Below are 25,568 nucleotides of genomic sequence, written 5' to 3'. Positions count from 1 at the left end.
AAAATAAAATTTATTATTTGCTTAAACTATAAAAACACCTTAGATTTTAACTAAGGTGTAATATGTTATTTTTTGTTATATGTATCAATTCTCAATAATGTTTTTTTGAGTTTTAATTCCATGCTATATGCGTCTGCTGCACTATATTTATTTTCACGAAGTTTATTCTCCAATTGGTCTCTTTCTTTTATTACACGTTCAATATCAATGTCTTTAACATTTATAATATCATCTGTTATGATATTAATTCTATCTTTGAGCACATAAATTAAACCACCACCTATAAAAAATTTTTCGGTACCTGGTTTATTTTCTCAACCAATTGTTAATGTTCCTATTTCGATATTTGAAAACATTGTTGAATGTCCTGGTTGAATTCCTATATAACCACGCGACATTTTAAGTGTAATAATTTCAACATCATTTTCGTAAAAAATACCTGAAGGAACAGTTATTTTTAAATACATTTTAGACATTATTTTTTATTAAATCTTGCGATAACATCATCGATGCTTCCTGCATATCTGAATAAATCTTCAGGATATGAGTCGTATTTACCTTCTAAAATTTCCTTAAAGCTTCGTATTGTATCTTTTAGTGGCACATATGCACCTTTAATACCCGAAAACTTCTCTGCAACCGTAAATGGTTGAGATAAAAAGTTTCTAATTCTTCTTGCACGAGCTACTATTTTTTTATCTTCTTCAGATAATTCACCCATACCTAAAATTGCAATAATATCTTGTAACTCTTTAAATCTTTGTAAGATAGATACTACTTTTTGTGCAACATCATAATGTTCAGCACCAACCACAAGTGGATCTAATAATCTAGATGATGAGTTAAGAGGGTCAATCGCCGGGTAAATACCTAAAGAAGCTATACCACGGTCTAAAACTGTTTTAGCATCTAAGTGAGTAAATGTTGTTGCAGGCGCCGGATCAGTTAAATCATCAGCAGGAACATAAACCGCTTGAACAGATGTTATTGAACCTCTTCTAGTTGAAGTAATACGTTCTTGCAAGGCGCCCATTTCTGTTGCTAATGTTGGTTGATAACCAACAGCTGATGGCATACGACCTAATAAGGCTGACACTTCCGAACCAGCTTGTGTAAATCTAAAGATATTATCAATGAATAATAAAACATCTTGATTTTGTTTATCTCTAAAATATTCTGCCATTGTAAGACCGCTAAGCGCAATTCTCATACGAGCACCTGGAGATTCATTCATTTGACCAAAGACTAATGCTGTTTTATCTAAAACACCAGCGGCATTCATTTCATGGTATAAATCATTACCTTCACGAGTACGTTCACCAACTCCCGCAAAAACAGAAAGCCCATTATGTTGTGTTGCAATATTGTTGATTAATTCTTGAACAAGAACTGTTTTACCAACCCCTGCACCACCAAAAAGACCAATTTTTCCACCTTTTGCGTATGGTATTAATAAATCAATAACCTTAATACCTGTTTCTAATATTTCTGAAGATGTTTTTTGTTCTTCATAACTTGGAGAAGGGGCATGAATAGGCATTCGCTCAACATCTTCATCCATTGGTTTATCATCAATAGGATTACCTAAAACGTCAAACATTCTACCTAAAACTGCATTACCAACCGGCACAGAAATAGCACGTCCTGTATCTAAAACTGTCATTCCTCTACGAAGCCCGTTTGTTGAGCCCATTGCAATTGTACGAGCTGTATCATCACCAATATGTTGTGCAACTTCAAAAGTATAAACTTGATCTTCGTGCTTGATAGTTAAAGCGTTTAATAATTTAGGTAATTTACCTTCTTGAAAACGCACGTCAACTACCGGACCAAGAATTTGTACTATTCTACCTTCGTTTCTTATCATAAATTCTCCTTAATTAAGTTGCGTCTGCACCAGCAACTATTTCTGTTAATTCTTGTGTTATTTTACTTTGACGTTCTCTGTTGTATTCTAATTTTAAATCCGAAATTAATTCTGTAGCATTGTTTGTTGCGTTTTCCATCGCATTACGTCTTGAAGCTGTTTCTGAAATTTTCGAATTTGAACTTAAACAATAAATAGTACTTGCTAAAAACAATGGAACTGAAGAAGAAAGCACTGTTTCTGCATTTGGCTCAAACTCAATTACAGAACTACTTGTTTGAACATTCTCTTTTTTAGTAAAATCAAACGGAAAAATTTGTTGACATAATGCATCTTGATTTATATTATTAATAAATTTTGTATAAACTAAATTAATTGAATTAATTTCTTTGTTTTTGTATAGCTCCATAGCTAATTTTGAAATTTCTGAAGCTAATTTATATGGCATTTTATCCCCAATATTCGAATATTGTTTTATAACTTGTGATTTTAAGGAACTAGATGCCAATAAACTAATCCCTTTTCCTCCTAAAACTATGATTTGATCGTATTCAGAAACTTTATCACGTAATAATTGAAAAGCATTGTGATTATACGAACCACATAAACCTAAATCACTAGTTACTAAAATAAATAATTTGCTTTTTACATCTGAATTCTTTGGAAAAATAGCATAAAAGTCATTTTCGTCAATATTAGCAATTAATTGGTCGAAAGTTTCTTGCAATGATTCTTGATAAGAAATAATATTTATATAGTCATTTCTCATTTTTCTTAATTTTGAAGTAGAAACAAGTTCCATTGCATTAGTAATTTTTTGTGTGTTGCTAACAACATTAATTCTATTTTTTAAGCTATTTAAATTAGGCATCTTTTAAACTATATTTTTCTGGCATTTGTTTATGTAAGTTTGGATTATATTCCGGTATTGTAGCAACAATATCATTTACTATTTTAACGACTGTATTTTCAATTAATTTATAATCTTCTTCTGTAATTTTACCTTGTTCTGAGATTCTACTTACCAATGATAAACCGACACTATCTGTTGTTGCTCAATTAATTATATTGTCACGATATTCGTGAATGTATTCTTTAGGTAAAGGGTTTATAATTCTTTCTTTAACACCTACAAGTAAAATTGATTGAATTTCTTGTTTTATTGGTGAATATTGTTCTTGTCTTAATAGTTCATAAACTTTTGCACCATGATCAAGAATTGTTTTTGTAGATTCATCTAAATCTGATCCAAATTGAGCAAATGCTAACATTTCATTATATTGAGCCAATTCTAACTTCAGAGAACCTACAACTTGTTTCATAGCTTTTGTTTGAGCTGAAGAACCAACCCTAGAAACACTAAATCCAATATCTACCGCAGGTCTTTGACCAGAATTAAATAAACTTTCTTTTGTAAAAATTTGACCATCAGTAATAGAAATTACGTTAGTAGGTATATAAGCTGAAATATCACCTTGTTGAGTTTCAATAATCGGTAATGCTGTAATTGAACCACCACCGAAGTTCTTATTCAATCTTGCGGCACGTTCTAATAATTGAGAGTGTAAATAGAAAACATCACCAGGATAAGCTTCACGACCAGGAGGTCTTCTTAAAAGTAATGATAATGTTCTATAAGCGATAGCGTGTTTTGATAAATCATCATAAACGATTAAAACATCTTCACCTTTAAACATTCATTCTTCTGCAATTGTAACACCAGTGTAAGGCGCAATATATTGTTGTGGCGCTAGCTCGCTAGCTCCAGCCACAACTATTGTAGTGTATTCTAATGCTCCAGAATCTGATAATTTTTGAACTATTTGAGCAACTGTTGAATTCTTTTGACCAATTGCGACATAAACACATTTAACATTTTTATCTTTTTGATTAATAATTGTATCAATTGCAATTGCTGTTTTACCGGTTTGACGGTCACCGATAATAAGTTCTCTTTGTCCTTTACCAATCGGAATCATGGTATCAATTGCTAAAATACCTGTTTCCATAGGTTGATTAACTTCTTTACGGCTCATAACACCGGAAGCTGTTTTAAATATTTCTGATTTTTTAGTTGTGATAATTGGACCTTTACCATCAATTGGATTCCCTAGTGCGTCTACGACTCTACCTAAAAGTTCATCTCCGACACTAATAGAAATAACTTCACCAGTTCTTCTAACAGAATCTCCTTCAGAAACTGAATTAGCATCTCCAAAAAGAGCGACACCAACTGTTTCTTCTTCTAGGTTAAGAGCAAGCCCAAAAACACCATTGTCAAAAGTAACAATTTCACTATTCATAACTTTTTCAAGCCCGTTAACAAGAGCTATACCATCACCAATAGAGATAACTTTCCCGATCTCTGAACGATCTACATTAGAATTAATATTTTTAATTCTATCTTTAATAATCGCTGAAATATCATCTAATTTGACTGCCATCTAAACCTCCTTTTTATTAATTAAAATATCATTTTTTAATTTATCTAATTCGTTTTTAATGTTATTTTCTAAAACTTCGGTACGGGAAACGATTTTAAAACCGCTAATTAAATTAGGATCCACATGATGTGTAATTCTAACTTTTCTACGAGTATTTTCTTGAAGTTTGTTTTTAATATCTAAAAGTTGTTTTTCGTCGATTGGAAATGCCGAAATAACATCTACAAAACGAATTCTTAATTCGTGATTTGATAGTTTTAGATATTCAATAATTATTTTTTTAAGGTAACTAACAACTTTTCTGGAAACAATGACCTTGATAAAATTAGTAGTTATTCAGTGAAAACCTTTAAAGGCAATATCTATTGTTTCGAATTTATGCATTTCACTAATATCATAATTTGATAAATAATTTATAAAATCTTTGTTATCCGTAAATTCTTTAAGTGTTTCAAATTCTGTTTGTAGAATTTCAAATTTATCTTCCTCTTTAGCTAAATCAAATATAGCAACTGCGTAGGCTGAAATGTGTCTTTTTTCATACATTATAACTCTTCAACCTCTTTATCTGAATTTAAGAATTGATCAATGATTTTATCTTGTGTATCTTTTGAAATTTCACGTTTTAGAATTTTTTCTGATAATTGTGTAGCAATTTCAACAATATATTTTTTAGAATTTAGATCAAATTCTTTTTGTTGCGCACTAATGTCTAATCTTGTTTCATCTAATAAACGTTTTGATTTAATAGTTGCTTGGTTAGTATAAAACTCTGCTATTTTTTCTGCTTTTAATTTAGCTTTTGTAAGGATATTGTCAGCTTGCACGTGCGCATTTTTGAGTTGCGCATTTGCTTCGTTTAATGTTTTAATACTTTCTTCTTTTTTACTGATCGAATCATCTATATTGTTTTGAATAAAATCATGACGATTTTTCATCATTTTTTTAACAGGTTTATATAGAAAATATCATAGTGCAGCAAATACTATTATGAAAGCAAGAATAGTTGCAATCATTAATGGAATACTTGGAAAAATACCTAAAAATTCTTCTTTAAGTTGTTCTCCTGCGCTCGGTGTACTACTTGACGCTTCTGCTGCAAATTTATGGAATTTATCGATATTTAATATCATAAGAAAAATACTATTATAATACGAAAAGAATTAATATAGCAATAACGAAAGCATAAATAGCTGATGATTCAGCAATTCCAGCACCAACAATTAACATGTTTCTAACTTTTTTCTCTGCTTCTGGGTTTCTCCCAACAGCTTCAGCCGCTTTACCAGCTGCATAACCTTGTCCAACCCCTGTTCCTATAACACCGATAGCTGCTAAACCAGCACCGATTGCTAATAATCCAGTTTTTAAGTCTGCTCCACCATTGTTAGCCATAACTTCGGCTGCCTTTGATGTTGAGTTTGAAGCTTCTTCTGCTAATTTTTGAATTGATTCTATAATCATTTTTTCTCCTACTTTTATTTTATTAATATATATGTTCTACTTTATTTTTTTTCATATTTTTAAAAATTTTATAAGTAAACTTTTTCGGTTTTTCTTCTGGAACTTCCGATTCCATCTTTCAATATACTATTGTTAACAGCGTGAAAACTATAGCTTGCAACACTGCCCCAAATATATCGAAATAAAAATGTAGCACAGGAGTAAAGATAGATCCTAAGTAATAAAATGGTGACCCTCCGATAGTTATATTTCCTACTAAAGCATATACCATTAATAAGATCGCAGCACCACCCATTAAGTTACCATACATACGAGCTGAAAGCGAAATTAAACTACCAAATTTACCAATCAATTCCATCGGATTCATAACATCTTTAATATATTTTCTTTTTCGATGAATTGCACCAGCCACAAAAACACCCATTCATGTCATTAAAGCAAGTGTAAAAGGCACTGAGATTGAACTACCAATTGGTTTTAATCCAATTATTGGTAACAAGTTACCTATAACTAAAAAAGTACCTAAAGTAAAAATATAAAATTTAGCTTTCGGAATTGAACCGTCAGCAACATTATCGAAATTATCATCCAATGCCTTTACATATGATTCTGCTATTAAAGCTACACCTGTTGGCGACTTATCATTTTTAACTTTTTTAACTTTTATAAAAGCAATAATTGATAGCACCACAATAATTAACACAGTCATAAATAATGACAATAGTTGAGGTAAATTTCAAACTCATAATTTCTCGATTATCTTCATTAAACCTCCTTTTTATTTTTTAAGTATATTGAAGTAAAAATAATACTTATGAAGCTACTTAATAAACCAATAAAGAATATACCTAAATTGATTTGAGCATCAGTAAAATTAACTTCTAATAAGGACTTTGTGCTTTGATTTGAGATTTTATTAATACTTACTATTAAATACATAATTAAGGATAAAATAATAAAAAATATTAACATTTTTAATATATGAGCAATAATTAATATTTTTCTTTTTTTAAGATTAACTGTATTCAAAATCCAGGTAATTTTAAAAAGTAAAAACGAAGTAAAAGACCCTATAGCAAAACCAAATAAAGATCCTCTTATTCATAAATTAATAATGAAAAAAAACGCACTCGAGATAATTAGAAGAGTAATATATATAATATCAAAACTCTTTCTAAAATTGCTCATAGCACTCCTTTGTTTGTGTTTGCTTAAAAGTATTTTATAACTTTTTTTATGTTTTTTGTAAAAAATTTTTAAAAAAAATAAAACGATACTTATTTCGCTTTATTTTAGTGTTTTTTGTCAAATTAAGCTTTATTATTTGAACCGAATTCATGTATTTTAAACTTAACTGTTTCGCACATAGCTTCAAACCCTGGTTTATATAATTTACGTGGGTCAAAGTTTTTGCCTTCTAAGTCTTTTCCACTCAAAATATATTCTCTTAATGCTTTATGGTTTGATTGTTGTAACTCTGTATTAACATTAATTTTTGTAACACCTAAACTAATAGCTTTTTTGATTTGTTCTGAAGGAATCCCACTTCCACCGTGTAATACGATACCGATTCCAGCGGCTGAACTAATTTCTGTTAATGTGTCAAAACTTAATGATTCTCATGTTGTTGGGTATGGACCATGAATATTTCCGATTCCAGCCGCTAAAACATCAATTCCAAGTGAAGCCATTTTTTTAGCTTCTTCAGGATTTGCGAATTCACCATTTCCTACAATTCCATCTTCTTCTCCACCGATTGTTCCTACTTCAGCTTCAAATGACATATTTCTTTTTCTAGCTAATTCTACTAATTCTTTTGTTTTAGCATAGTTCTCATCAAACGGATAATGTGAACCATCGAACATAACTGATGTATATCCTTCATTTTCGATAGCAGCTTTAACACCTTCATATGAACCATGATCTAAGTGTAATGCAACAGGAATTGTAATTTTTAAGTCTTTTATTAAACCTAAAACCATTCCACTAACTGCATTTAAACCACCCATATATTTCACTGCACCTTCTGATGTTGCAACAATAATTGGTGATTTTTCGGCTTCAGCTGTTAATAAAACAGCTTTTGCTCATTCAAGATTATTAATATTAATGTGAGGAACTGCGTATTTTCCTTCTTTTGCTTTTTTAAGCATTTCTTTTGCGTTTACTAATGGCATCTTTTTTTCCTACTTTCTATTTTATTCATTGTTAATTAATTTCTGTTGTACTACTAATTCAAGTACCGTCAAGATTTCTTGTAAATCTCATATCAACAGTTAACAAACGATATAATTCACCCATTTTCTTTTCTTTTATCTTATCAAGGGTAAAATTTTCGTCATCTTCATAGCTTTGAATTCAAACTTCCCTAAGTTCTTCTTCAATTCTTCGGAAAATTTCATCAAATGTGAAAGATCTAGATGTATCAGAAGAAATAACTTCTATAGCTATTTCTAACATTGTTTTATTCTTCATTAATTTTCCTTTCGATACTTTGTGTATTAATTATAAACCAAAAAATGTTTTTTTTAATATTTGTTTAAAAATTACATATTTTCTGGTGCAGTAACACCTATTAAACTTAAACCAAGACGTAAAACAAGTTGAACAACCTTAACTAGATAAGCATATTCAGATTCGTTTTCGTGTCCTTTAAGCTTTGTTTCGGAATAAAAACTATTAAATAATTTAGCTAAATTTAATAAGTATTGACTCATTAAATTAACTTTTGAAGTTTCAACAATTGTTTTAATCAAAGATGGAAACTCATCAATTGCTAAAACTATTTTTTTAGCTTTATAACTTAATTTAAATTCGGCATTTAAACTCGGAACTATCAAATTATTAAGTAATGAAACTGTTCTAGAGTGTGCATATTGAACAATATAAACTGGATTACTATTATTTGATGAATTTGAAAAATCAATATCAAAATCAAATTTATTATTAATTTCACGAGTTAACATCATAAATCTAATTGCGTCCGGTGAACTAACCTCTAATAAGTCTGACAATGTAACACTTGTTCCTGCTCTTTTAGACATTTTAAATTCTTCTCCGTTTTTTATTAATCTAACTAATTGAATTATTAAAACATCTAATTTTTTTTCATCATATCCTAAAATACTTAATGCTGCTTTCATTCTTTCGACATAACCTGAATGATCGGCACCTCAAATATTAATTAAACGATCCGCTTTCTTAAATTTTGTTAAATGATATGCAATATCAGGAAGTAAATATGTGTTAGCTCCATCGGACTTAATTAAAACACGATCTTTATCATCTTTAAATTCTGTTGTTTTTAAAAATAAAGCACCATCTTTATGATATGTAAATTCTTTCATTTTATCTAGAGCTTCTTCTACTGCTCCGTTTTTTAAAATGGAAAGTTCACTTGAGAAGGTATCAAATTTACTAATGTTTAACTTCGATAAGTCAAACTTAATTTTGTCTAACAAAATATCTTTAACTTCCGTTTTAAATTCATTGTATTTTGAATCAAAATTATCTAAGTAATAATCTCCTTTTTTATTTTTAATTTGCTCTACCGCTCAAGTAATATCTTGTCCTTTGTATGATTCTTCAGGCATATCTAATTCTTTGTCAAATAATCCAAAATATCTTACTTTTGCAGAATTAGCCAATACATTAATTTGATTTCCTGCATCATTAACATAATATTCTGACTCTACTTTATAACCGGCGTGACGATAAATTTTAATTAAGGAATCTCCAAAAACAGCACCTCTAACATGACCTACATGTAAAAATCCTGTTGGATTAGCAGAAATATATTCGACATTTATTTTAATTGGATCAAATTGGTTTGCACCATAATTAAAGCCTTGTTCATTTGCGTTTAATAATACCTCATTGAAAACTGCATCTTTTAAAATTATATTTATAAAACCAGGGGTTGCTACATCAACTTTAGCAAATACTTCATAATTTAACATCAAAGTATTTGCTAATTCGGTAGCGATATTTAATGGTGAAGTTTTAACAAATTTTTTGAGCAAAAATGCTACATTAGTAGATAAATCATATTTGATTTCTTCATCTTCTAAATGTTCGGGCAAATTTGGTAAACTAATCAAAAAACCTATTTTTTTCGCATCAAATTCTTGTTGAAAAAAATTATTTTTTTGCATTTTTTTTATCGAATCTATAATCAAATCTCTAATTTTTACGTTTAAAAGCATCACTTTCCTCCTACATTGTATTTTAATTATACATTTTATGAAAACATTATATAATAAAAATATGTTAAAAATTTATGTTTGCGGACCAACGGTCTATAACGATGTTCATATTGGTAATATTAGACCAATATTAACATACGATTTAATATTAAAAGCTGCTAGAAATTTAGGTATTGAATTTAGTTTTATTCATAATATAACTGATATTGATGATAAAATAATCAATCGTGCAATCGAAGAAAATACTACAGAAGACGAAATATCTACAAAATATTCAAAACACTATTTAGAAATTTTAAAAAGTCTTAACGTAAACACAATTACACACTTAGAATATGTAACTAAAAATTTAGATACAATTTATGATTTAATTCAAAAAATGATAGACAAAGGAAGCGCTTATAAAATAGGTTCAAATGTTTGATTTGACGTTAATAAAAATATTGAAAATTACGGAAAAGTATCAAATCAACAAATTGATAAAATGAAATTTGAAGATAGTGACCATCAAAAACGTTTTCCTGCCGATTTCGCGTTATGAAAAGACACAAATATAGGTGTAAAATACAATTCTCCTTTTGGATTGGGGAGACCTGGTTGACATACAGAATGTGTCGCGTTAATTTACAAGCATTTTAAAGAAAATGGCGTTGATTTCCACGGTGGTGGGATGGACTTAACATTCCCACATCACGAAAACGAAAATATTCAGTTTTTTAGTATAACAGGTAAGGACTTAAGTAAAAATTGACTTCGCACGGGTCAAATTAATATAAACGGAATTAAAATGTCTAAATCACTTCAAAATGTAATTTTACCTAAAGATTTTATCGAAGCATACTCTGCAGATCATTTGAAAGTTATTTTTTTACTTTCAAACCTAACAAGCGAGATTAATATAGATGAAAACTTATTAAATAACGCTTCTTTATTTTTGAAAAAAATTAAAAAAATATTTTTTGAAGCAACAATAAATAAAATCGATAGAAATTATGATGAAGATTTATTTAAACAAGCAATGAGTTATATTTTTGAGAAAAACTTTTCAAAATTCAATAAGCTTCTTAATGAATTATTCAAGGAGATTAATAAAAATAATTCAAAAATTTACATGGCTACAATTATGAAAATATTTGATAGTTTAGAATTTGATATTTCTAAATTTAATTATAAAGACTATGTTGACTTATATAATCAATGACAGTCGCACTTAAGAAACAAAAATTTTGTTGATGCCGACAAGGTAAGAGAAACATTGATTAAAAACGAACTAATTTAGTAATAAAAAACTACAAAAATTATTAAAAAAGAGGATATAAAATATGGAACAATTATTAGTGTGTGGTAAAAACTCAGTTATAGATGCTTATAATAATAATCAAAAAATTAAATTAATTTATATATCAAAAAAAGAGAATTTAAAATATTTTAATAAGCACAGAGTTAACATTAAAATTGTTGACCATATTTTTTTAAATAGTTTAACTCAAGAAAATCACCAAGGTTTTATTGCTGTACTACCAGGAATTAATTATTTCGATTTAACCAATTTAATTAAGAATAAACCAGAAAATGTACTTGTATTAGATAAAATCCAAGATCCACATAATTTAGGAGCAATAATAAGAACTGCTAATGCAGCAGGAATTAAAGATATAATTTTACCTAAAACAAATGCGGCTCAATTAGATAGTACCGCTTTGAAAGTTTCATCCGGTGGTTATATTGGAATTAATTTTTATAGGGTAAATAGTATTTCTGCTTCTTTAACAAAAATTAAAAAACATGGATATTGAATCTATTCAACAACTTTAAATGAAAAGGCATTTCCACACACAAAAGTAAATTATAATGGGCCAACAGTAATTGTAGTTGGTAACGAAGGAGTTGGAATTTCAAAAAGTGTAGCTTCCGTTAGTGATGAATTCATCTATATTAATCAATTTGGAACAGTACAATCTTTGAACGTATCTGTAGCAACAGGAATTATACTTTTTGATTTAATCAATAAGAAAAATGGATAAGAAAATCGAAATCAATAAACTTTCAAAGTATGTAATTTTATTTTTAAAAATTAACCAAAACAAAAAATATATAACAAAAAACGAAATATTATTTAAATTTCAAAAGATATACTATTCAAATATAGAAATTTTTTGTGCTAAGATTTTTCGGATGACAAGGCCTTATAACATTAGCTGAGAAGAAATATATAATACATTACTATTCGAAGCTTTCGAACTAATGCTCAAAGAATATGACGACAAAATACCTTTTGAAAATAAATTTTGAAATAGTTTGAAATTTAATTCACTTAATTCTTTAGGTAAGTTAAAAAGTAGACAAAATATATTTGATAACTACATTGGAAATCACTTAATAAATTATCAAAAATTATTTAATAAAATAAATTATTTAGATTATTTAGATAATATAAATTCAAATGAGAATAGACATTATAAAGAGTTGCTTGTATTACTTTACTCTAAATTAAATAAAATTGAAAAAGAATATATAAACAATATAGATATGCCTATTAAAAATAAATCATGATATTCAAGAAGTAAACAATTAGAAATAATAAATAACATAAGAATTAAATACAATAATATTTGTCAAAGTATTTAATCAATTTTAAACCGACTTAAAAAAGACGTTTTATGGTAAAATACATATATGAAAAATAATAAAGTTTCATTAGCGTGCGAAGAATGCAGAATAAAAAACTACATAACTAACAAAAGTTTAGGGAATTTAGAACGTTTAATTGTTAAAAAATATTGTGTTCATTGCAAAAAACATACACTTCATAAGGAAGAAATCTAAATGAAAAAAAATAATGAAGAAAAAACATTGAAACAATTAAGAAATAAAAAATATTGAATAAGAAAAACAATAAAAGAAGTCAAACGCGTTAGATGACCTGACGCTAAAACTAATACAATAAACTTTGTTAGAATAATAATTTTTACCGCTATTTTTGCTTTATTTGTCTATGGTGTTACACTAGCATTTACAAAAATTTTAGAAATGATATAAATAACTAGGAGAATTTATGAAAGAAATGAAATGATATATGATTTCAACAATGAGAGGTAAAGAAGAACAAGTTGTTGAAGCTCTAAATAACCGTATAATAGCAGAAGATCTTAAAGAATATTTTGATCAAGAAATTGGAGAAACTGGTGCATTTAGAATTTTTAAAAAACCAAGTTTATCTCAAAAAGAATACCAAAAAAAACTTAATGGATTAGATTATAAAATTAACTACATAAATTTATATCCTGGATATATTTTTGCAAGAATGCATATGACTGATGCAGCATGGTTCTTAGTACGTAATACTCAATATGTAACAGGTTTAGTAGGTTCATCCGGAAAAGGGGCAAAGCCTACACCGGTAAGCAATATTGAAATCAAAAGGATGTTTAAAAGAGAACAAGAAGCAATAAAATCATTTGAAGACGGAGAAGATGTTTTCGGTTTAGTTAGCGGTGATATTGTAGAAATAATAAGCGGACCATACATTGGACAAATTGCAACCGTTATTAAAGTTGATAAAAAAGGAAAAGAAGCAACAGTTGTTTTTGAGAAGTTTGGTAAAAACACAGAATTAATCATTGAAATTGATTCATTGAGATTAAGTGAAGATAATTAATAAAAAACACTAATATTTTAGGTTAACCTAATTAAAATATTAGTGTTTTATTTTTTCAAAAAAATTGGCTTCTTTAAATATTTTTGCGATGCGTTTTCCGAATTGACTTTCCAATTCTGAATAATTGGATTTTTTTAAATTTTCAATAGTTTTAAAATATGACAAAATATTTTTAAGTGTTTTTTCACCTATGCCTTTAATATTTAAAATTTCACTAGAATTCATATCTTTATTCTTTATTTTATTAAATCTATATTTAGCATTTCAATCTACTTGTGTTTGTATTTTACTTAAAAAATTAAAAATTTCATTATCTATATCCAAAATTACGTTCTTATCATTAATTATTTTTTCTGTTTTATGTTTAGAATCCTTCACAAGACCAAAAACATTGTTTTGTAAATTAAAATTTAATAAAGCTTCTTTTATTTCTTTCACTTGAGCCATTGAACCATCTGCTATAAAAATATCATTATTTTTAATTTTGGATATATTTTTATCTAAAAAATAGATTGCATTATAGTAGGTATATTGAATATCAGAATGTTTATTAATGTTTTTTACAATGTTTGTTAAATCATATGTTTTTGTCATTCTAGTAATTTTCCCATTTATATCAAAAGCAACAACACTACCCACTACATTTTTATTATGATTTTGAAATGAATTGTCAAAAATAAAGATTTTTTCTATATTTGATAATCCTAAATTATTTTTTAATTTTTCTCAAACAATCTCGTTATCATTTAGAAAATTAGGATGCTTAACAAGATATTTATTTATACTCTCTTTGTTATTAAGCATTAATAAATCACTAATTTGGTACAAGATTCCTTTCTTACTAAATCTTACTTTTTTCAAAATTAAATCATTTAATTCTAAATTTAAATTTTCCATTTCTTTGTTTAAAACTATTTGAACCGGAACCTTATTTTTACTATAAAAATTAGATAAATATTTTTCAATAAACTCTGCAAATAATCCTTCTCAATTTTTATTTTCATATTCGTGGTAAATTAATGATCCGTAGTTATATGAATACATAGATATAAAAACTTTGGATTTAACTTTTTGAAAATCAAAAAAATCAATCGAGTGCTCATTTGAAATTTCAGAAATTTGTCTTTCTTTAATTTTTTCTAAAAATTTTAAAGCCTTATAATATTTATTAGCTATTTCAAATTGAAGCTTTTCACTATATTCTTTTTCTCTTTGAGAAATTAAAGCTTTAAAATAAGAGTATTTTTTGTTAAAAATATCGATTATTTCACTAATAATTATCTTTATTTTGTCTTCGGAATCAAAATAAATTTTTTGCCCTTGATTATATAAATAAATATCTTTTAAAACATCAACAAAATCGCTAAAATATGTATTCGGAGGTAAAGGTCCAAAACTATACAACGAATTATTATCCTTATCACCAATTTGTATTTTAATTTCTTTTTTTGTAGTATTAAAATTAATATATGGATAAGTTTTTTTATTTACTAATTTTATATTAAATCTAGGATTATATTCTTTAATTAATTTCTGTTCTTTAATAAATGCATCGTTTTCGTTTTTTGCTAAAAAATAATCAAAATCAGTTATACTATTAATCATTTTAGGAGTTAATCAAGAATTATTATGGCCACCGAAATATTGCATTAATCTATTTTTTAGTTTTTTTGCCTTACCGACATAAATAACTTCATTGTCTTTTTTTCATAAATAAACACCAAAAGTATTTGGAACTTTAGAAATTTTATTAATTATGTTTTCTTTTTTAATCATATATTCTAATTTTACATTTATTTACATATTTATATTTAGAAAAGATGTTAATTTAAATTAAATTATTTTTCATGACTACTATTTTAACTTTTTTAGAAAAAGTCTATTTTTACTTAAAAAATACTACAATACTTCCTGTTATGAATAAAGCATCAATTTTTAAACTTTTTGTGATCGGGACAACCACATTAAGTTCAGTAACTTTTTTGTCCATTCTCATTTCAGGAATATACATTTCTAAAAGTAATAATTCTAAAGAAAAAGATATCTTGTCTAATACTAGATTAATTTTTTATTTAAAAACGCAAAAGAAAAAACATTTAATTCAATAAATAATTCAAACTTGATTGAATAAAACATATTCTCCAATAATTTAGACCCAAAATATAAATATACATTTATTAGTGCTAAAAAAACGAACTAGGAATTGTTATAACTTACAAAATATCTTATAATAATAAAACTTTAGGAGAAAAAACTGCTTTAATTTCAAAAGATAATTTTAGAAAATACGAAGATAACAAATTAATTACACAAAGTTTAACGTTTACACATATGTTATTAGGTTAAATTCAATATTTAATATTGAAAATAACAATTATTTTATGAATTTGAAAAATGAAACTAGTGTTTTGTCTAATGGTAAATACAAAATTATATTTAATCAAAATAATCCAAATATTATTAAAAAGAACAGGAAATCAGAAGTTATTTTAGATGGTATTTTTGAAAAATGTTGAAAACCCTTCAAATTTTAAAATCTAAAGTATAAAGCTAAATTCAATTTCGTAAAATACGATCGCACAAAAATAAGTGATGATTTAAATATAAAACATAATAATTGAACTCAAAAAAACAATTGATAAAGATAACTCAAATAAATCGAATCCTAATAAAATATTTCAAAATCAATTTACAAAATTAAATAAAACTCAAAAACAATTTTTGAAGTCATTTAGCTAGAAACAATACAAATGAAGAAAACGATATTAATCAAATAAATTTAAAATCAATCAATCAAGAAGGTGAATGGTTTGATACCATAAAATTTTCATGATTTGATTTCTTATTAATTCAAGAAAAACAAACAGAATTATTCTTTACCAAATAAACTAATTATTCAATATTCTATGGAAGAAGAAAATTTCTTCGATATCCAAAAACAAAATAAAATTGAATTACAAGATTTGGTCCTGTTTCTGGATACAAACAAACAATTGGATATCGTTCTTTAGTTAGTTATTTTCCTGGGTACGTAGAAACTAATGCGACTATTTTTGATATATATTTTAATCCAACAAAAGCAAAATACATTCGCATAAAATGAATACCATAAGTTAGTTATTATAGTAATGAAACTAATAAAAACTATCAACGGTAACATTTAGTGGTTTATAAATATGATTTTTGAAAAAAATAAAAAAAGAAGAATTAAAAATAAGTTATGAAACAACAAACAAGTCATTCTCATCAAAAACAGAAATAGTAGATTTATAATTTTTAACTTTTAGAAATAAGTTAGTTTAAAAAAGTGAAAACATAAAATGCAGTATATAAATATTGCATTATTTTTTTATGGTAAAATATTATCTAAATTAAAGGAGGATACATGAAAAGAATATATTTGGCTGGAGGGTGTTTTTGAGGTGTACAAGGTTATTTTAAAACAATAAAAGGAACAAAATTTAGTACTGTAGGATACGCTAACTCAAACATTGAAGCTCCGACATACAAACAAGTATGTCAAGGAAATACAAATGCCGTTGAAACATTAGAATTATATTATGATGAAGAAAATATAAGTTTATCTCAAATAATAGAAAAGTTATTCGAAGTTATTGATCCAACAGCACTAAATTACCAAGGACCAGATCATGGAACACAATATAGAAATGGTATTTATTTTGAAACACAAGAAGATAAAGAAATAATAGAAAATACAATTGAAAAACTATCAAAAAATATAAATGGAAAAGTTGTAACAGAAGTTAAAAAACTAGATAACTATTATTTAGCGGAAGAATATCACCAAGATTACTCAGATAAAAATCCAAGTGTGGTATGTCACATTAAATTTTAGTATTTGATTAAAAAAATGATTTTATGAAAATTAACATGAAATCATTTTTTTAATTTATAATATTGAATACATATTAATTATTACAAGGAGCAATATGAAACAATATTTAGAACTTTTAAACCTAGTTAAAGAAGAAGGTTTAAACAAAGATGACAGAACCAATACTGGTACAATAAGTTATTTTGGAGTTCAGTCAAGATATAATCTTAAAGAAGGTTTTCCACTTTTGACCACCAAAAAAATGGCTTGAAAGGCAATAGTTATTGAATTATTATGATTTTTAAAAGGCGATACAAACATTAAATTTTTAGTCGACAATAATGTAAATATTTGAAACGAATGGCCGTATGAAGATTTTAAAAAATCAAATGACTTTAAAGGAGAAACTTTAAAAGAATTTATCCAAAAAATAAAAGAAGATGAAGAATTTGCAACAAAACATGGTAATTTAGGTCCAGTTTACGGGAAACAATGAAGAGATTTTTTAGGCGTAGACCAAATATCAAACTTAATAAATGATATCAAAAAAAATCCTTACTCAAGAAGACATATAGTTAGTGCATGAAATCCTTTAGAAGTAAAAGATATGGCATTACCGCCTTGTCACACATTATTTCAATTTTATGTAAATAAAAATAATGAATTATCATTACAACTTTATCAAAGAAGTGGTGATTTATTTTTAGGAGTACCATTTAATATAGCATCATATTCATTATTATTAAGCATGGTGGCACATGTTACCAATTTAAAAGTAGGAGAATTCGTACATACAATTGGTGATGCACACATTTATTCAAATCATGTCGAACAAGTAAATGAACAATTAAATAGACAACCTTTAAAATTGCCTAAATTAGTTTTAAATAAGTCTATTGATAATATATTTGACTTTACCTTTGAAGATATTAAACTAGAAGATTATGAACACTTACCAACAATAAAAGCAAAGGTTGCTGTCTAATATGATTAAATTAATAGTTGCACTTGATAAAAATAACTTAATAGGTAATAAAGACAAATTACCCTGAAGAATTAAAGAAGAATTAAATCATTTTAAAAGCACTACACTAAATCATTCTTTATTATTTGGTAAAAATACCTTTTTAGGTTTACCGCAAGGGTTAAAAGATAGAAAAATTTATGTTTTAAGCAAGGAAAATATTCCTAATGCTGATATAACAATCAACAATACAAATGAATTATTAAAAGTGTTTGAATATTATAAAAATAATTCAGAAATACTTTTTATAGCAGGTGGAAAAAGTATTTATGAATCATTTTACAATTTTGCAGATGAATTAATTATAAGTAGAATTTACGGCGAATTTAGCGGAGATGTTTTTTTAGACTTAGACTTATCCATGTATGAACTTATAGAAACAATTGATAAAGGCGTTTTTAGTATAGAAAAATGAGTAAAAAAAATATAGATTTAAGCAAATCTATATTTTTTTAATCGTTAATAAATTGTGAAGTATACATATCATAATAGAAACCTCTAGACTCAATTAAACTCTTATGTGTTCCTGTTTCTATTATTTCTCCATTATTAACCACTAATATCAAATCAGCATTTTTAATAGTACTTAGACGATGAGCAATAACAAATGAAGTTTTATATTTCATTAAATTAAGCATTGATTTTTGAACTATTATTTCAGTATTAGAGTCTATATTAGATGTTGCTTCATCTAAAATTAATATATTTTTATTTGAAAGTATTGATCTAGTTATTGAAAGTAATTGCTTTTGACCTTGTGAGATATTTTGTCCATTATTTTCGATTAAAGTATTAATACCTTTAGGTAATGAATCAATAAAATGTTGTGATTGCGTCATCTCTATTGCATTTTGAATGTCATTTTCATTAATTCCTTCGTTAGACATATTAAGATTATCTAAAATAGTTTCATTAAATAAAAATGAATCTTGAGAAACAATAGTCATAATTCTTTTTAGATCTTTTCTATTAATGTTTTTTAGTTCAAAACCATCAATTGTTATGCTTCCTTTTTGGTAATTATAATATTTGCTAATTAAATTTATAATTGTAGTTTTACCTGCTCCTGTAGGTCCTACTATCGCTATATTTTGACCTTGTTTCACTTTGAATGAAGCATTTTTGAGTTGATATTTATTATTTTTAGTTGGATCATAGCTAAAGTAAACATTTTTAAATTCAACATTTCCTTTAACTGATTTGTAAACATATTTTTCGATATTAGGATCGTATATTTTTCATGCAAAAAAACCAAAAGGATCTTCGTTAGAACATTCTAAAAAATCATTAACGTTTTCGTTGTAACTTATTTTAACAATCCTAATTATTTCATGATCAGTTTTTGGTAAAGGTTCATCTAATAATTTTGAAATTCTATTTGTTGAGGCTATACCAACTTGAATATTAAATACAGCACCCATTAAAGCTTGAAACGGACCTAAAAAGTTTCAATTTATAGAAATAAAAGTAAATATTAGGCCTGCGGTTGCATGACCATTTATATCAGCACCAAATCCTTGAACACCTAATACATTTGTTCCTCTAAAATAAAAATATGCTGATATCCCCGTAATAATTAAAATAAGAAAATTGCTTAAAAAGGTGTATATCGAATCAAAACTTTTTGATATAAAGTCACCCTTAAATGCTGTATCACGAATTCTTTTTGTTATATCGGTCAATTGATTAAATAAATGTTCTTGCTTATTGAAAGCGTTAGTAATTTTTGTATTTTGAAGAGATTCTTCGACAAAAGCATTTAACTCTCCAAAGATCATTTGCATTTTAATAAAATAAGGTTGAGATTTCTTAATTAATAAAAATACCATACCAAAACTAATTAAAGTTATGGGTATTATAATTAATGACAAAGCAGTTGAAACCAAAAACATCATAACTATAGTAATGGTTATATTAAAGAAAGCACTAATAAGTTGCGAGAGAAGTTGGAACAATGAGTTAGCAATATTATTAGCATCAATGACTAAATTAGAAATTAAATCACCGGTTTTATTTTTATCATAAAAACTTATATCCAAATGAATTAATTTATCAACAATTTCATTCCTCAATCTTGCTGAAGCTTGATAACTAATTTTTGCATATATGTATTGCTCTGAATATCTAAATATACCATAAACTAAATATGATAAAACTAGAACTGTTAAAATTAGAAAAAACTTAGTTGTTTCAAAATCACTAAAAGTTTTACCGTTTCCTAGTGGTTCAAAAAAACTAGATACTATATAACCGATTAAATAACTACCACCAATGTAAAAAATTGCATTAATAAAAGAGAAGAACATAGCTAAATAAAAACTTTTTTTATCTTTATTAACAAAAGATAAAAGCCTTTTTAAATTTTTATAATAATTTTTTTGTTTTTTGATATCTTTCATTATTACTCTTTCTATTGTTCTAATTGATTTTGACTTATTTCTCTATATCATTCGCAATTTTGTACTAAATATTTATGTGTACCTTCAGCAACTATTTCACCCTTATCCATTACTATAATTTTGTCAGCATTTTTTATAGATGTTATTTTTTGTGAAATAATTACATTTGTTGAGCTATTTTTTCTAGAAATATTATTAATTAATGTTCTAGTTGTTAAATTATCTAAAGCACTTGTAGAATCGTCTAAAACTAAAATTTTAGGTTTAATTAATAATGTTCTTGCGATAGATAATCTTTGTTTTTGGCCACCAGATAAATTTTTACCTTGTTGCGAAACTTCATGTTGTAATTGTTTTTCAAAAGAATTTACAAAGTCTTTAGAACACGAAAATTCTAATGCATAATCAATTTCTTCGTTTGTAGCATCTTCTTTAGAAAATCTAATATTAGACTCGATTGTTCCTGAAAATAATAAAGCATTTTGGTAAACAATACCTACATTCTTTTTTAAATCATTAGTATTAATTTCTTTTAATTCTTTTTCATCTATTAATATATTTCCGTTAGAATACGCCATATTATTAACAATTAAGTTAGCGATTGTACTCTTACCCGATCCAGTAGGACCAATTATTCCTAAAGTTTTTCCTTCTTCAATTTTGAAACTAACATTTTTTAAATCTCAACCCTTTGATTCTTCAAAATATTTGAAAGATACATTTTTAAATTCTAAAGAATAATTAGGTTTATCTTCTAATTTTATGCCGTTGACTACATTTATTTTTTCGCTTTTATAATTTAAAATTTGCATAACCCTTCCAGAAGATACTTTAGCTCTGAAAAACGCACCAAAAAATTGACTAAACATTGTTAAACCTAACGCTATCATAAACTCAAACTCTATAAAGGTATTGATTTTAGCAATTAATTGTTTAATATCTGTATTAGGATTATTTTGTAAAATAAAAAATGAAGTAAGAAATATTAAGAAAATAACAAAATTAACGACAAAAAAGAAAAAAGGTTGTCCTAAGGTGAAAAATTTCATAACTCTTCTAATATTAACTAATCATTCATTATTAGTTTTTTTAAACTTATTTAATTGTTGTTCTTGTAGATTATAATCACGAATTAATTTTGCTCCTAAAATATTTTCGCTAACAGCATTAGTTATATTATCTAATCTCTTTCTCCCTGTTCTAATAATAGGTACTACTTTGAAGAAAATAAAAAATGTAAAGAAAAGTAATATAGGCACTACTGCTAATATAGATCATGTTAATTGTAAATCTGTTGTAAACGCAAATACTAAACCAATAATAACAAACATTGGAGCTTTAATTAAAATACTTATTGCACCAACTAAAAAATCTCAAAACATCGCCACATCATCATTTATTCTTGTGATTAAACTGGCTATAGTAATATCTGAAATATCCTTTAAACTCAAAGTTTGAAATTTTTTATATAACGAATCCCTGTAAAAATTAGAAGCTTTTTCTCCTGCTCAAACTAAAGTGTAAGTAGACACTAAAGTAACGAACGTAGATGCTAGTATTAAGGAAATAATTACAGAAATTAGAAAAGTTAGTGTTGATTTATAATCTGTTGAAGTATAAATTGCGTGTTTAAAAACTATAACACTGTGAATTTCCGATTGTCCTATTAATAAAGGTAATATTTGCGATATTAAAATAGGAACAAACATCATTATTACAACATTTAAAAATATTAATATAAACGAAAATAACATCTCAAATTTTATTTTTCGAGGTAATATTTTAAACATTTTTACCATTTTAAACTCCTTTAATTAGTACACTTTTTTATCTTAATGATGCTTAAAATTATAAATTAATATTTAAAAAAACGCAAAAAAAGGTATAAAAAAATGGCGATCACGAGAGGATTCGAACCTCTGACCACAAGCTTAGAAGGCTCGTGCTCTGTCCTGCTGAGCTACGCGACCACGTATTAATATTCTACCACATTTATTGTTAAAAGTGAAATTTTTTTTAATAATTATTTTCCGATATTAAACTAAACTTAAAATCACCTTTTTTAATTTTGTCAATAATTTTCTTAGGTAAAACGTTATATTCATCCAACTTTTCAATTTCAATTCATTTAAAAGTTAATTTACGATTTTCTTCATAAAATACAACATCCTCTTGATTAAATCATGGTTCAATGTTAGACTTAACTAAATAATACATAGAAATTTCATGAAAATCTTTTTTTACATATTTATTAAAGAAAAAACCTTCGTATAAACAAAATTCTTGCAGTGAATTAACGTTTAAATCTAACTCTTCTTTTAATTCTCTTTTAATGCATTCTTCAAAACTTTCACCAAAATCAACCTTTCCTCCGGGTAAATATTGATAATAATTGTTTTCATCATCATAAGCTACTAACAACCTATTTTCATGTATCAGAATAGCACCTACTCTTAATTTGAATTTCTTATTTTTTTCTATTTCAAAAATAACGTCCACAAAAACCTCCATAAAAAAAGACCAACTAACACAACACTTCCTCATATGGCTGCTACATTTCTATCCTGACCAAGTTAGTGGGTTATTGTTTAGATGGCTCTATTATTATATCATCAATTATAAAAATGAACTAAAAAGTTTTGAAACTATTTAAATAAAATTTCTCTTTTATATTGATGAATAAATCTTTTTGAATAAATTTAAATATTTAATATGTAAGAAACAAATAAATCATATTAATATATAATTAAAACCATGAAAAAGAAAAAAATAATTAATTTTTTATTAAGTGCACTTACACTATCAAGCTTAATTACACTAAGTACGAGTTGTGCGACCACTAATAATGTGACAAATGAAGATAATCAAACAACTAATGAATCAAAAGATTCATTCAATGAAAATATTAATTTAATGAACGAATTATCTTCTATATCAACTTCAGTTGAAAAATACTTTAATAAATTCTCGACAGATTTAGAAGACAAGTTCATTAAAGATGCAAAAATATTTTTAGAAAATGAAGAAAAAACGGAAAAACTAAAAAAAGAAAACTTAGATAAATATAATTTTTTAGTTGAGTACACAAAAAAAGGTACAGGACTACTAGATAATCTTAATAAAACTTTTGCAGAAATTAAAAACGACGAAAATAATGGTTTTAAAAAATTAAATGGTTTAATCAATTTTTATTTACGTTTTTTAACAGATTTTGTAGAACAAGCTCTTAAAGATGAGATTTATACTAACGAATCAAAATTAATTTTAGATAAAGAAAAAGAAAATTTTAAATACATATTAAATTTATTTTTAACAGAATCAATCAATAACCAAGCGCGAAAATATGTTGATAAAATGGAAAAATATTCAAATTTAGACTCACAAACTAAGAATCAAATTAATTTATTTACGTCTAAAGCTAATGAATATAACTTAAATTTGAAAAATATAATAGACAAAATTTCGGACCCGCAATATGTACCTAACGATGAAACTAATAACGAAATTCAAAATAATATTTTAAATATTAGTAAAGAAATGCTCGATATTTTTAAATATTATCTAAGTGAAAAATATATTTTTAGTAAAAATAGCAATATATGAAGCATTTCAACCAATTCATTTAATATTAAAAAAATTAATGTGCCTGTTACTAATTCTAATAAAAATGAAGAGGACACTTCAAATGAACAACCAAGTTCAAGCGAAACGCCTACACCTAACACAGAATCAAGAACAGAAACCAACGAAAATAAAACTTTCGAATTATATCCATTAAACATTTCTAAAGAAGAACTAATAAATAAATCTAATAATTCTAAAGAAATTAATGATTTTATTAATCTTCAAGAAATTAAAAATAGATATGTCGATTCAAACTATATTGTAAACAATTTTGTATCTAGTGATTTTTATGAAAGTAGCATAATTAATGCTTCAAAACGTAGAATAGATGATACTTTTATAACAAGATATTCAAAAACAAATAACAATCAATTCGATAAAGTTGAAGAAATTCAAAACGAAGAAAACGAAAAAGATTTAAGTGATTATTTACCAAATAACATAAATTCATTCTTTAAAATTTCATTAAATTTAGAACAATTGATGCCTATTTTTAGAGATGTCATTGAGCCACAAAACGTAGAAACCAATTTGACAAATAAAGTATTAGAATTAACAAAATATGCTCCTATAGAGATGTATAATCCAAAAATAACAAAAGTTGAATTCGATAACGAAAACAATGAGTTAAATTTATTTTTCTCACCATCAATAAGGGAAAATGAAGCATTAGATATAAATTCATTCGAAAAAATATTATTTAACAAAAATATAAAATATATCTTCGGACAAATTGATCCGAATGCTCTTTTTAGTGAATTTACGTATGATTTTTACTTTTCTTTAAGTGAAGAAAATAATAGGATAATAATTAATAAATTGAACGAAATAAAAAATGAAAACGATACAATAACCGATAAAACACAAATTAAAAAAATTAAAATAAATATAAAAATAGATCAATAAAAACTCACAAACAATGTAAGTTAGGTGAATAAAATTTGACACAAAACTCATATTAATTTTTTATTGATATGAGTTTTTTTCATTTTAATTTATTAAATTATATATTATATTAACACCGAAAATAATATAACTCAAATTATAT

At 26.0% G+C, this 25,568-nt stretch carries 26 protein-coding genes, 1 tRNA gene and 1 other RNA gene; 11 read left to right on the top strand and 17 right to left on the bottom strand.

Annotated features, from left to right (window positions below; genetic code table 4):
• Positions 1–65: 65 nt before the first annotated feature.
• The 11 genes from atpC to argS all read right to left on the bottom strand — a co-directional run bounded on the left by atpC (position 66) and on the right by argS (position 9,980).
• Positions 66–476, bottom strand: a complete 411-nt coding sequence (gene atpC / locus N9R85_RS01710; protein WP_262858306.1) for an ATP synthase F1 subunit epsilon — start codon at positions 474–476, stop codon at positions 66–68.
• Positions 476–1,867 carry a F0F1 ATP synthase subunit beta gene (atpD, locus tag N9R85_RS01705; protein WP_262858305.1) on the bottom strand — a complete coding sequence of 464 codons (1,392 nt, stop codon included), beginning with the start codon at positions 1,865–1,867 and terminating at the stop codon, positions 476–478. The genes atpC and atpD overlap by 1 nt, the downstream gene beginning before the upstream one ends.
• Positions 1,868–1,880: 13 nt before the next feature.
• On the bottom strand, positions 1,881–2,738 hold the full coding sequence (gene atpG, locus N9R85_RS01700) for an ATP synthase F1 subunit gamma (RefSeq protein WP_216489889.1): 858 nt from the start codon (positions 2,736–2,738) through the stop codon (positions 1,881–1,883).
• Complete coding sequence (gene atpA, locus N9R85_RS01695) at positions 2,731–4,311, bottom strand: F0F1 ATP synthase subunit alpha (RefSeq protein ID WP_205851913.1); 1,581 nt, start codon at positions 4,309–4,311, stop codon at positions 2,731–2,733. Before atpA ends, atpG begins: the two co-directional genes overlap by 8 nt.
• A complete protein-coding gene (gene atpH, locus N9R85_RS01690) occupies positions 4,312–4,857 on the bottom strand; it encodes an ATP synthase F1 subunit delta (protein ID WP_205851914.1) in 546 nt (181 codons plus the stop codon).
• The gene (atpF, locus tag N9R85_RS01685) at positions 4,857–5,444 is read right to left on the bottom strand and encodes a F0F1 ATP synthase subunit B (RefSeq protein WP_205851915.1); all 588 of its coding nucleotides are present in this window, start codon (positions 5,442–5,444) and stop codon (positions 4,857–4,859) included. Before atpF ends, atpH begins: the two co-directional genes overlap by 1 nt.
• Positions 5,445–5,457: 13 nt before the next feature.
• The gene (atpE, locus tag N9R85_RS01680) at positions 5,458–5,775 is read right to left on the bottom strand and encodes an ATP synthase F0 subunit C (protein ID WP_205851916.1); all 318 of its coding nucleotides are present in this window, start codon (positions 5,773–5,775) and stop codon (positions 5,458–5,460) included.
• A 22-nt stretch (positions 5,776–5,797) separates the two neighbouring features.
• Positions 5,798–6,541, bottom strand: a complete 744-nt coding sequence (locus N9R85_RS01675) for a F0F1 ATP synthase subunit A (protein WP_205851917.1) — start codon at positions 6,539–6,541, stop codon at positions 5,798–5,800.
• A gap of 544 nt (positions 6,542–7,085) precedes the next feature.
• A complete protein-coding gene (gene fba, locus N9R85_RS01670; RefSeq protein WP_205851918.1) occupies positions 7,086–7,952 on the bottom strand; it encodes a class II fructose-1,6-bisphosphate aldolase in 867 nt (288 codons plus the stop codon).
• A gap of 31 nt (positions 7,953–7,983) precedes the next feature.
• Positions 7,984–8,250 carry a DNA-directed RNA polymerase subunit delta gene (rpoE, locus tag N9R85_RS01665; protein WP_262858304.1) on the bottom strand — a complete coding sequence of 89 codons (267 nt, stop codon included), beginning with the start codon at positions 8,248–8,250 and terminating at the stop codon, positions 7,984–7,986.
• 71 nt (positions 8,251–8,321) lie between these two features.
• Complete coding sequence (gene argS, locus N9R85_RS01660) at positions 8,322–9,980, bottom strand: arginine--tRNA ligase (protein ID WP_205851920.1); 1,659 nt, start codon at positions 9,978–9,980, stop codon at positions 8,322–8,324.
• Between the two features lie 61 nt (positions 9,981–10,041).
• Here argS and N9R85_RS01655 point away from each other — a divergent pair, with 61 nt between their 5' ends.
• From N9R85_RS01655 to nusG, 6 genes are read left to right on the top strand one after another with little or no spacing between them, the layout of a single operon-like run.
• Positions 10,042–11,259 (top strand): class I tRNA ligase family protein, encoded by a 1,218-nt coding sequence (locus N9R85_RS01655; RefSeq protein ID WP_205851976.1) that lies wholly within the window; start codon positions 10,042–10,044, stop codon positions 11,257–11,259.
• Between the two features lie 43 nt (positions 11,260–11,302).
• Positions 11,303–12,004, top strand: a complete 702-nt coding sequence (gene rlmB / locus N9R85_RS01650; RefSeq protein WP_205851921.1) for a 23S rRNA (guanosine(2251)-2'-O)-methyltransferase RlmB — start codon at positions 11,303–11,305, stop codon at positions 12,002–12,004.
• Positions 11,997–12,608: a hypothetical protein gene (locus tag N9R85_RS01645; RefSeq protein ID WP_262858303.1), complete on the top strand. Its 612-nt coding sequence runs from the start codon at positions 11,997–11,999 to the stop codon at positions 12,606–12,608. Before rlmB ends, N9R85_RS01645 begins: the two co-directional genes overlap by 8 nt.
• A gap of 48 nt (positions 12,609–12,656) precedes the next feature.
• Positions 12,657–12,806, top strand: coding sequence for a 50S ribosomal protein L33 (gene rpmG / locus N9R85_RS01640; RefSeq protein ID WP_262858302.1), 150 nt, complete (start codon positions 12,657–12,659; stop codon positions 12,804–12,806).
• Positions 12,807–13,019 carry a preprotein translocase subunit SecE gene (gene secE / locus N9R85_RS01635; RefSeq protein ID WP_205851924.1) on the top strand — a complete coding sequence of 71 codons (213 nt, stop codon included), beginning with the start codon at positions 12,807–12,809 and terminating at the stop codon, positions 13,017–13,019.
• A gap of 16 nt (positions 13,020–13,035) precedes the next feature.
• Entirely contained in the window at positions 13,036–13,638 is a 603-nt protein-coding gene (nusG, locus tag N9R85_RS01630; RefSeq protein WP_262858301.1) for a transcription termination/antitermination protein NusG, read from the top strand.
• Positions 13,639–13,677: 39 nt separating this feature from the next.
• On the opposite strand, the gene N9R85_RS01625 is transcribed toward nusG, so the two are convergent.
• Positions 13,678–15,414, bottom strand: coding sequence for a GIY-YIG nuclease family protein (locus N9R85_RS01625; RefSeq protein WP_262858300.1), 1,737 nt, complete (start codon positions 15,412–15,414; stop codon positions 13,678–13,680).
• A 605-nt stretch (positions 15,415–16,019) separates the two neighbouring features.
• Here N9R85_RS01625 and N9R85_RS01620 point away from each other — a divergent pair.
• From N9R85_RS01620 to N9R85_RS01605, 4 genes are all read left to right on the top strand, one after another.
• On the top strand, positions 16,020–16,172 hold the full coding sequence (locus N9R85_RS01620) for a hypothetical protein (protein WP_262858299.1): 153 nt from the start codon (positions 16,020–16,022) through the stop codon (positions 16,170–16,172).
• 851 nt (positions 16,173–17,023) lie between these two features.
• Entirely contained in the window at positions 17,024–17,494 is a 471-nt protein-coding gene (msrA, locus tag N9R85_RS01615) for a peptide-methionine (S)-S-oxide reductase MsrA (RefSeq protein WP_262858298.1), read from the top strand.
• A gap of 94 nt (positions 17,495–17,588) precedes the next feature.
• Positions 17,589–18,458 (top strand): thymidylate synthase, encoded by an 870-nt coding sequence (locus N9R85_RS01610; protein ID WP_262858297.1) that lies wholly within the window; start codon positions 17,589–17,591, stop codon positions 18,456–18,458.
• 1 nt (position 18,459) lies between these two features.
• Positions 18,460–18,927, top strand: a complete 468-nt coding sequence (locus tag N9R85_RS01605; protein ID WP_262858296.1) for a dihydrofolate reductase — start codon at positions 18,460–18,462, stop codon at positions 18,925–18,927.
• Between the two features lie 22 nt (positions 18,928–18,949).
• On the opposite strand, the gene N9R85_RS01600 is transcribed toward N9R85_RS01605, so the two are convergent.
• The 5 genes from N9R85_RS01600 to ffs form a co-directional block, all read right to left on the bottom strand.
• Positions 18,950–20,896, bottom strand: a complete 1,947-nt coding sequence (locus tag N9R85_RS01600; protein WP_262858295.1) for an ABC transporter ATP-binding protein — start codon at positions 20,894–20,896, stop codon at positions 18,950–18,952.
• 11 nt (positions 20,897–20,907) lie between these two features.
• The gene (locus tag N9R85_RS01595) at positions 20,908–22,695 is read right to left on the bottom strand and encodes an ABC transporter ATP-binding protein (protein ID WP_262858294.1); all 1,788 of its coding nucleotides are present in this window, start codon (positions 22,693–22,695) and stop codon (positions 20,908–20,910) included.
• Between the two features lie 94 nt (positions 22,696–22,789).
• Positions 22,790–22,866 (bottom strand) — tRNA-Arg (locus N9R85_RS01590).
• A gap of 46 nt (positions 22,867–22,912) precedes the next feature.
• Positions 22,913–23,395, bottom strand: coding sequence for an NUDIX hydrolase (locus N9R85_RS01585; protein ID WP_262858293.1), 483 nt, complete (start codon positions 23,393–23,395; stop codon positions 22,913–22,915).
• A 10-nt stretch (positions 23,396–23,405) separates the two neighbouring features.
• Positions 23,406–23,499, bottom strand: an RNA gene (gene ffs, locus N9R85_RS01580) — signal recognition particle sRNA small type.
• Positions 23,500–23,650: 151 nt separating this feature from the next.
• Between ffs and N9R85_RS01575 the strand changes: the two genes are divergently transcribed.
• The gene (locus N9R85_RS01575; protein ID WP_262858292.1) at positions 23,651–25,426 is read left to right on the top strand and encodes a hypothetical protein; all 1,776 of its coding nucleotides are present in this window, start codon (positions 23,651–23,653) and stop codon (positions 25,424–25,426) included.
• Positions 25,427–25,568: the final 142 nt, after the last annotated feature.

It is taken from the genome of Mycoplasma sp. CSL7503-lung, from assembly GCF_025515455.1.
Lineage (GTDB): Bacteria > Bacillota_I > Bacilli_A > Mycoplasmatales > Metamycoplasmataceae > Mycoplasmopsis.
This window is presented reverse-complemented; position numbering and strand designations above follow the sequence as displayed.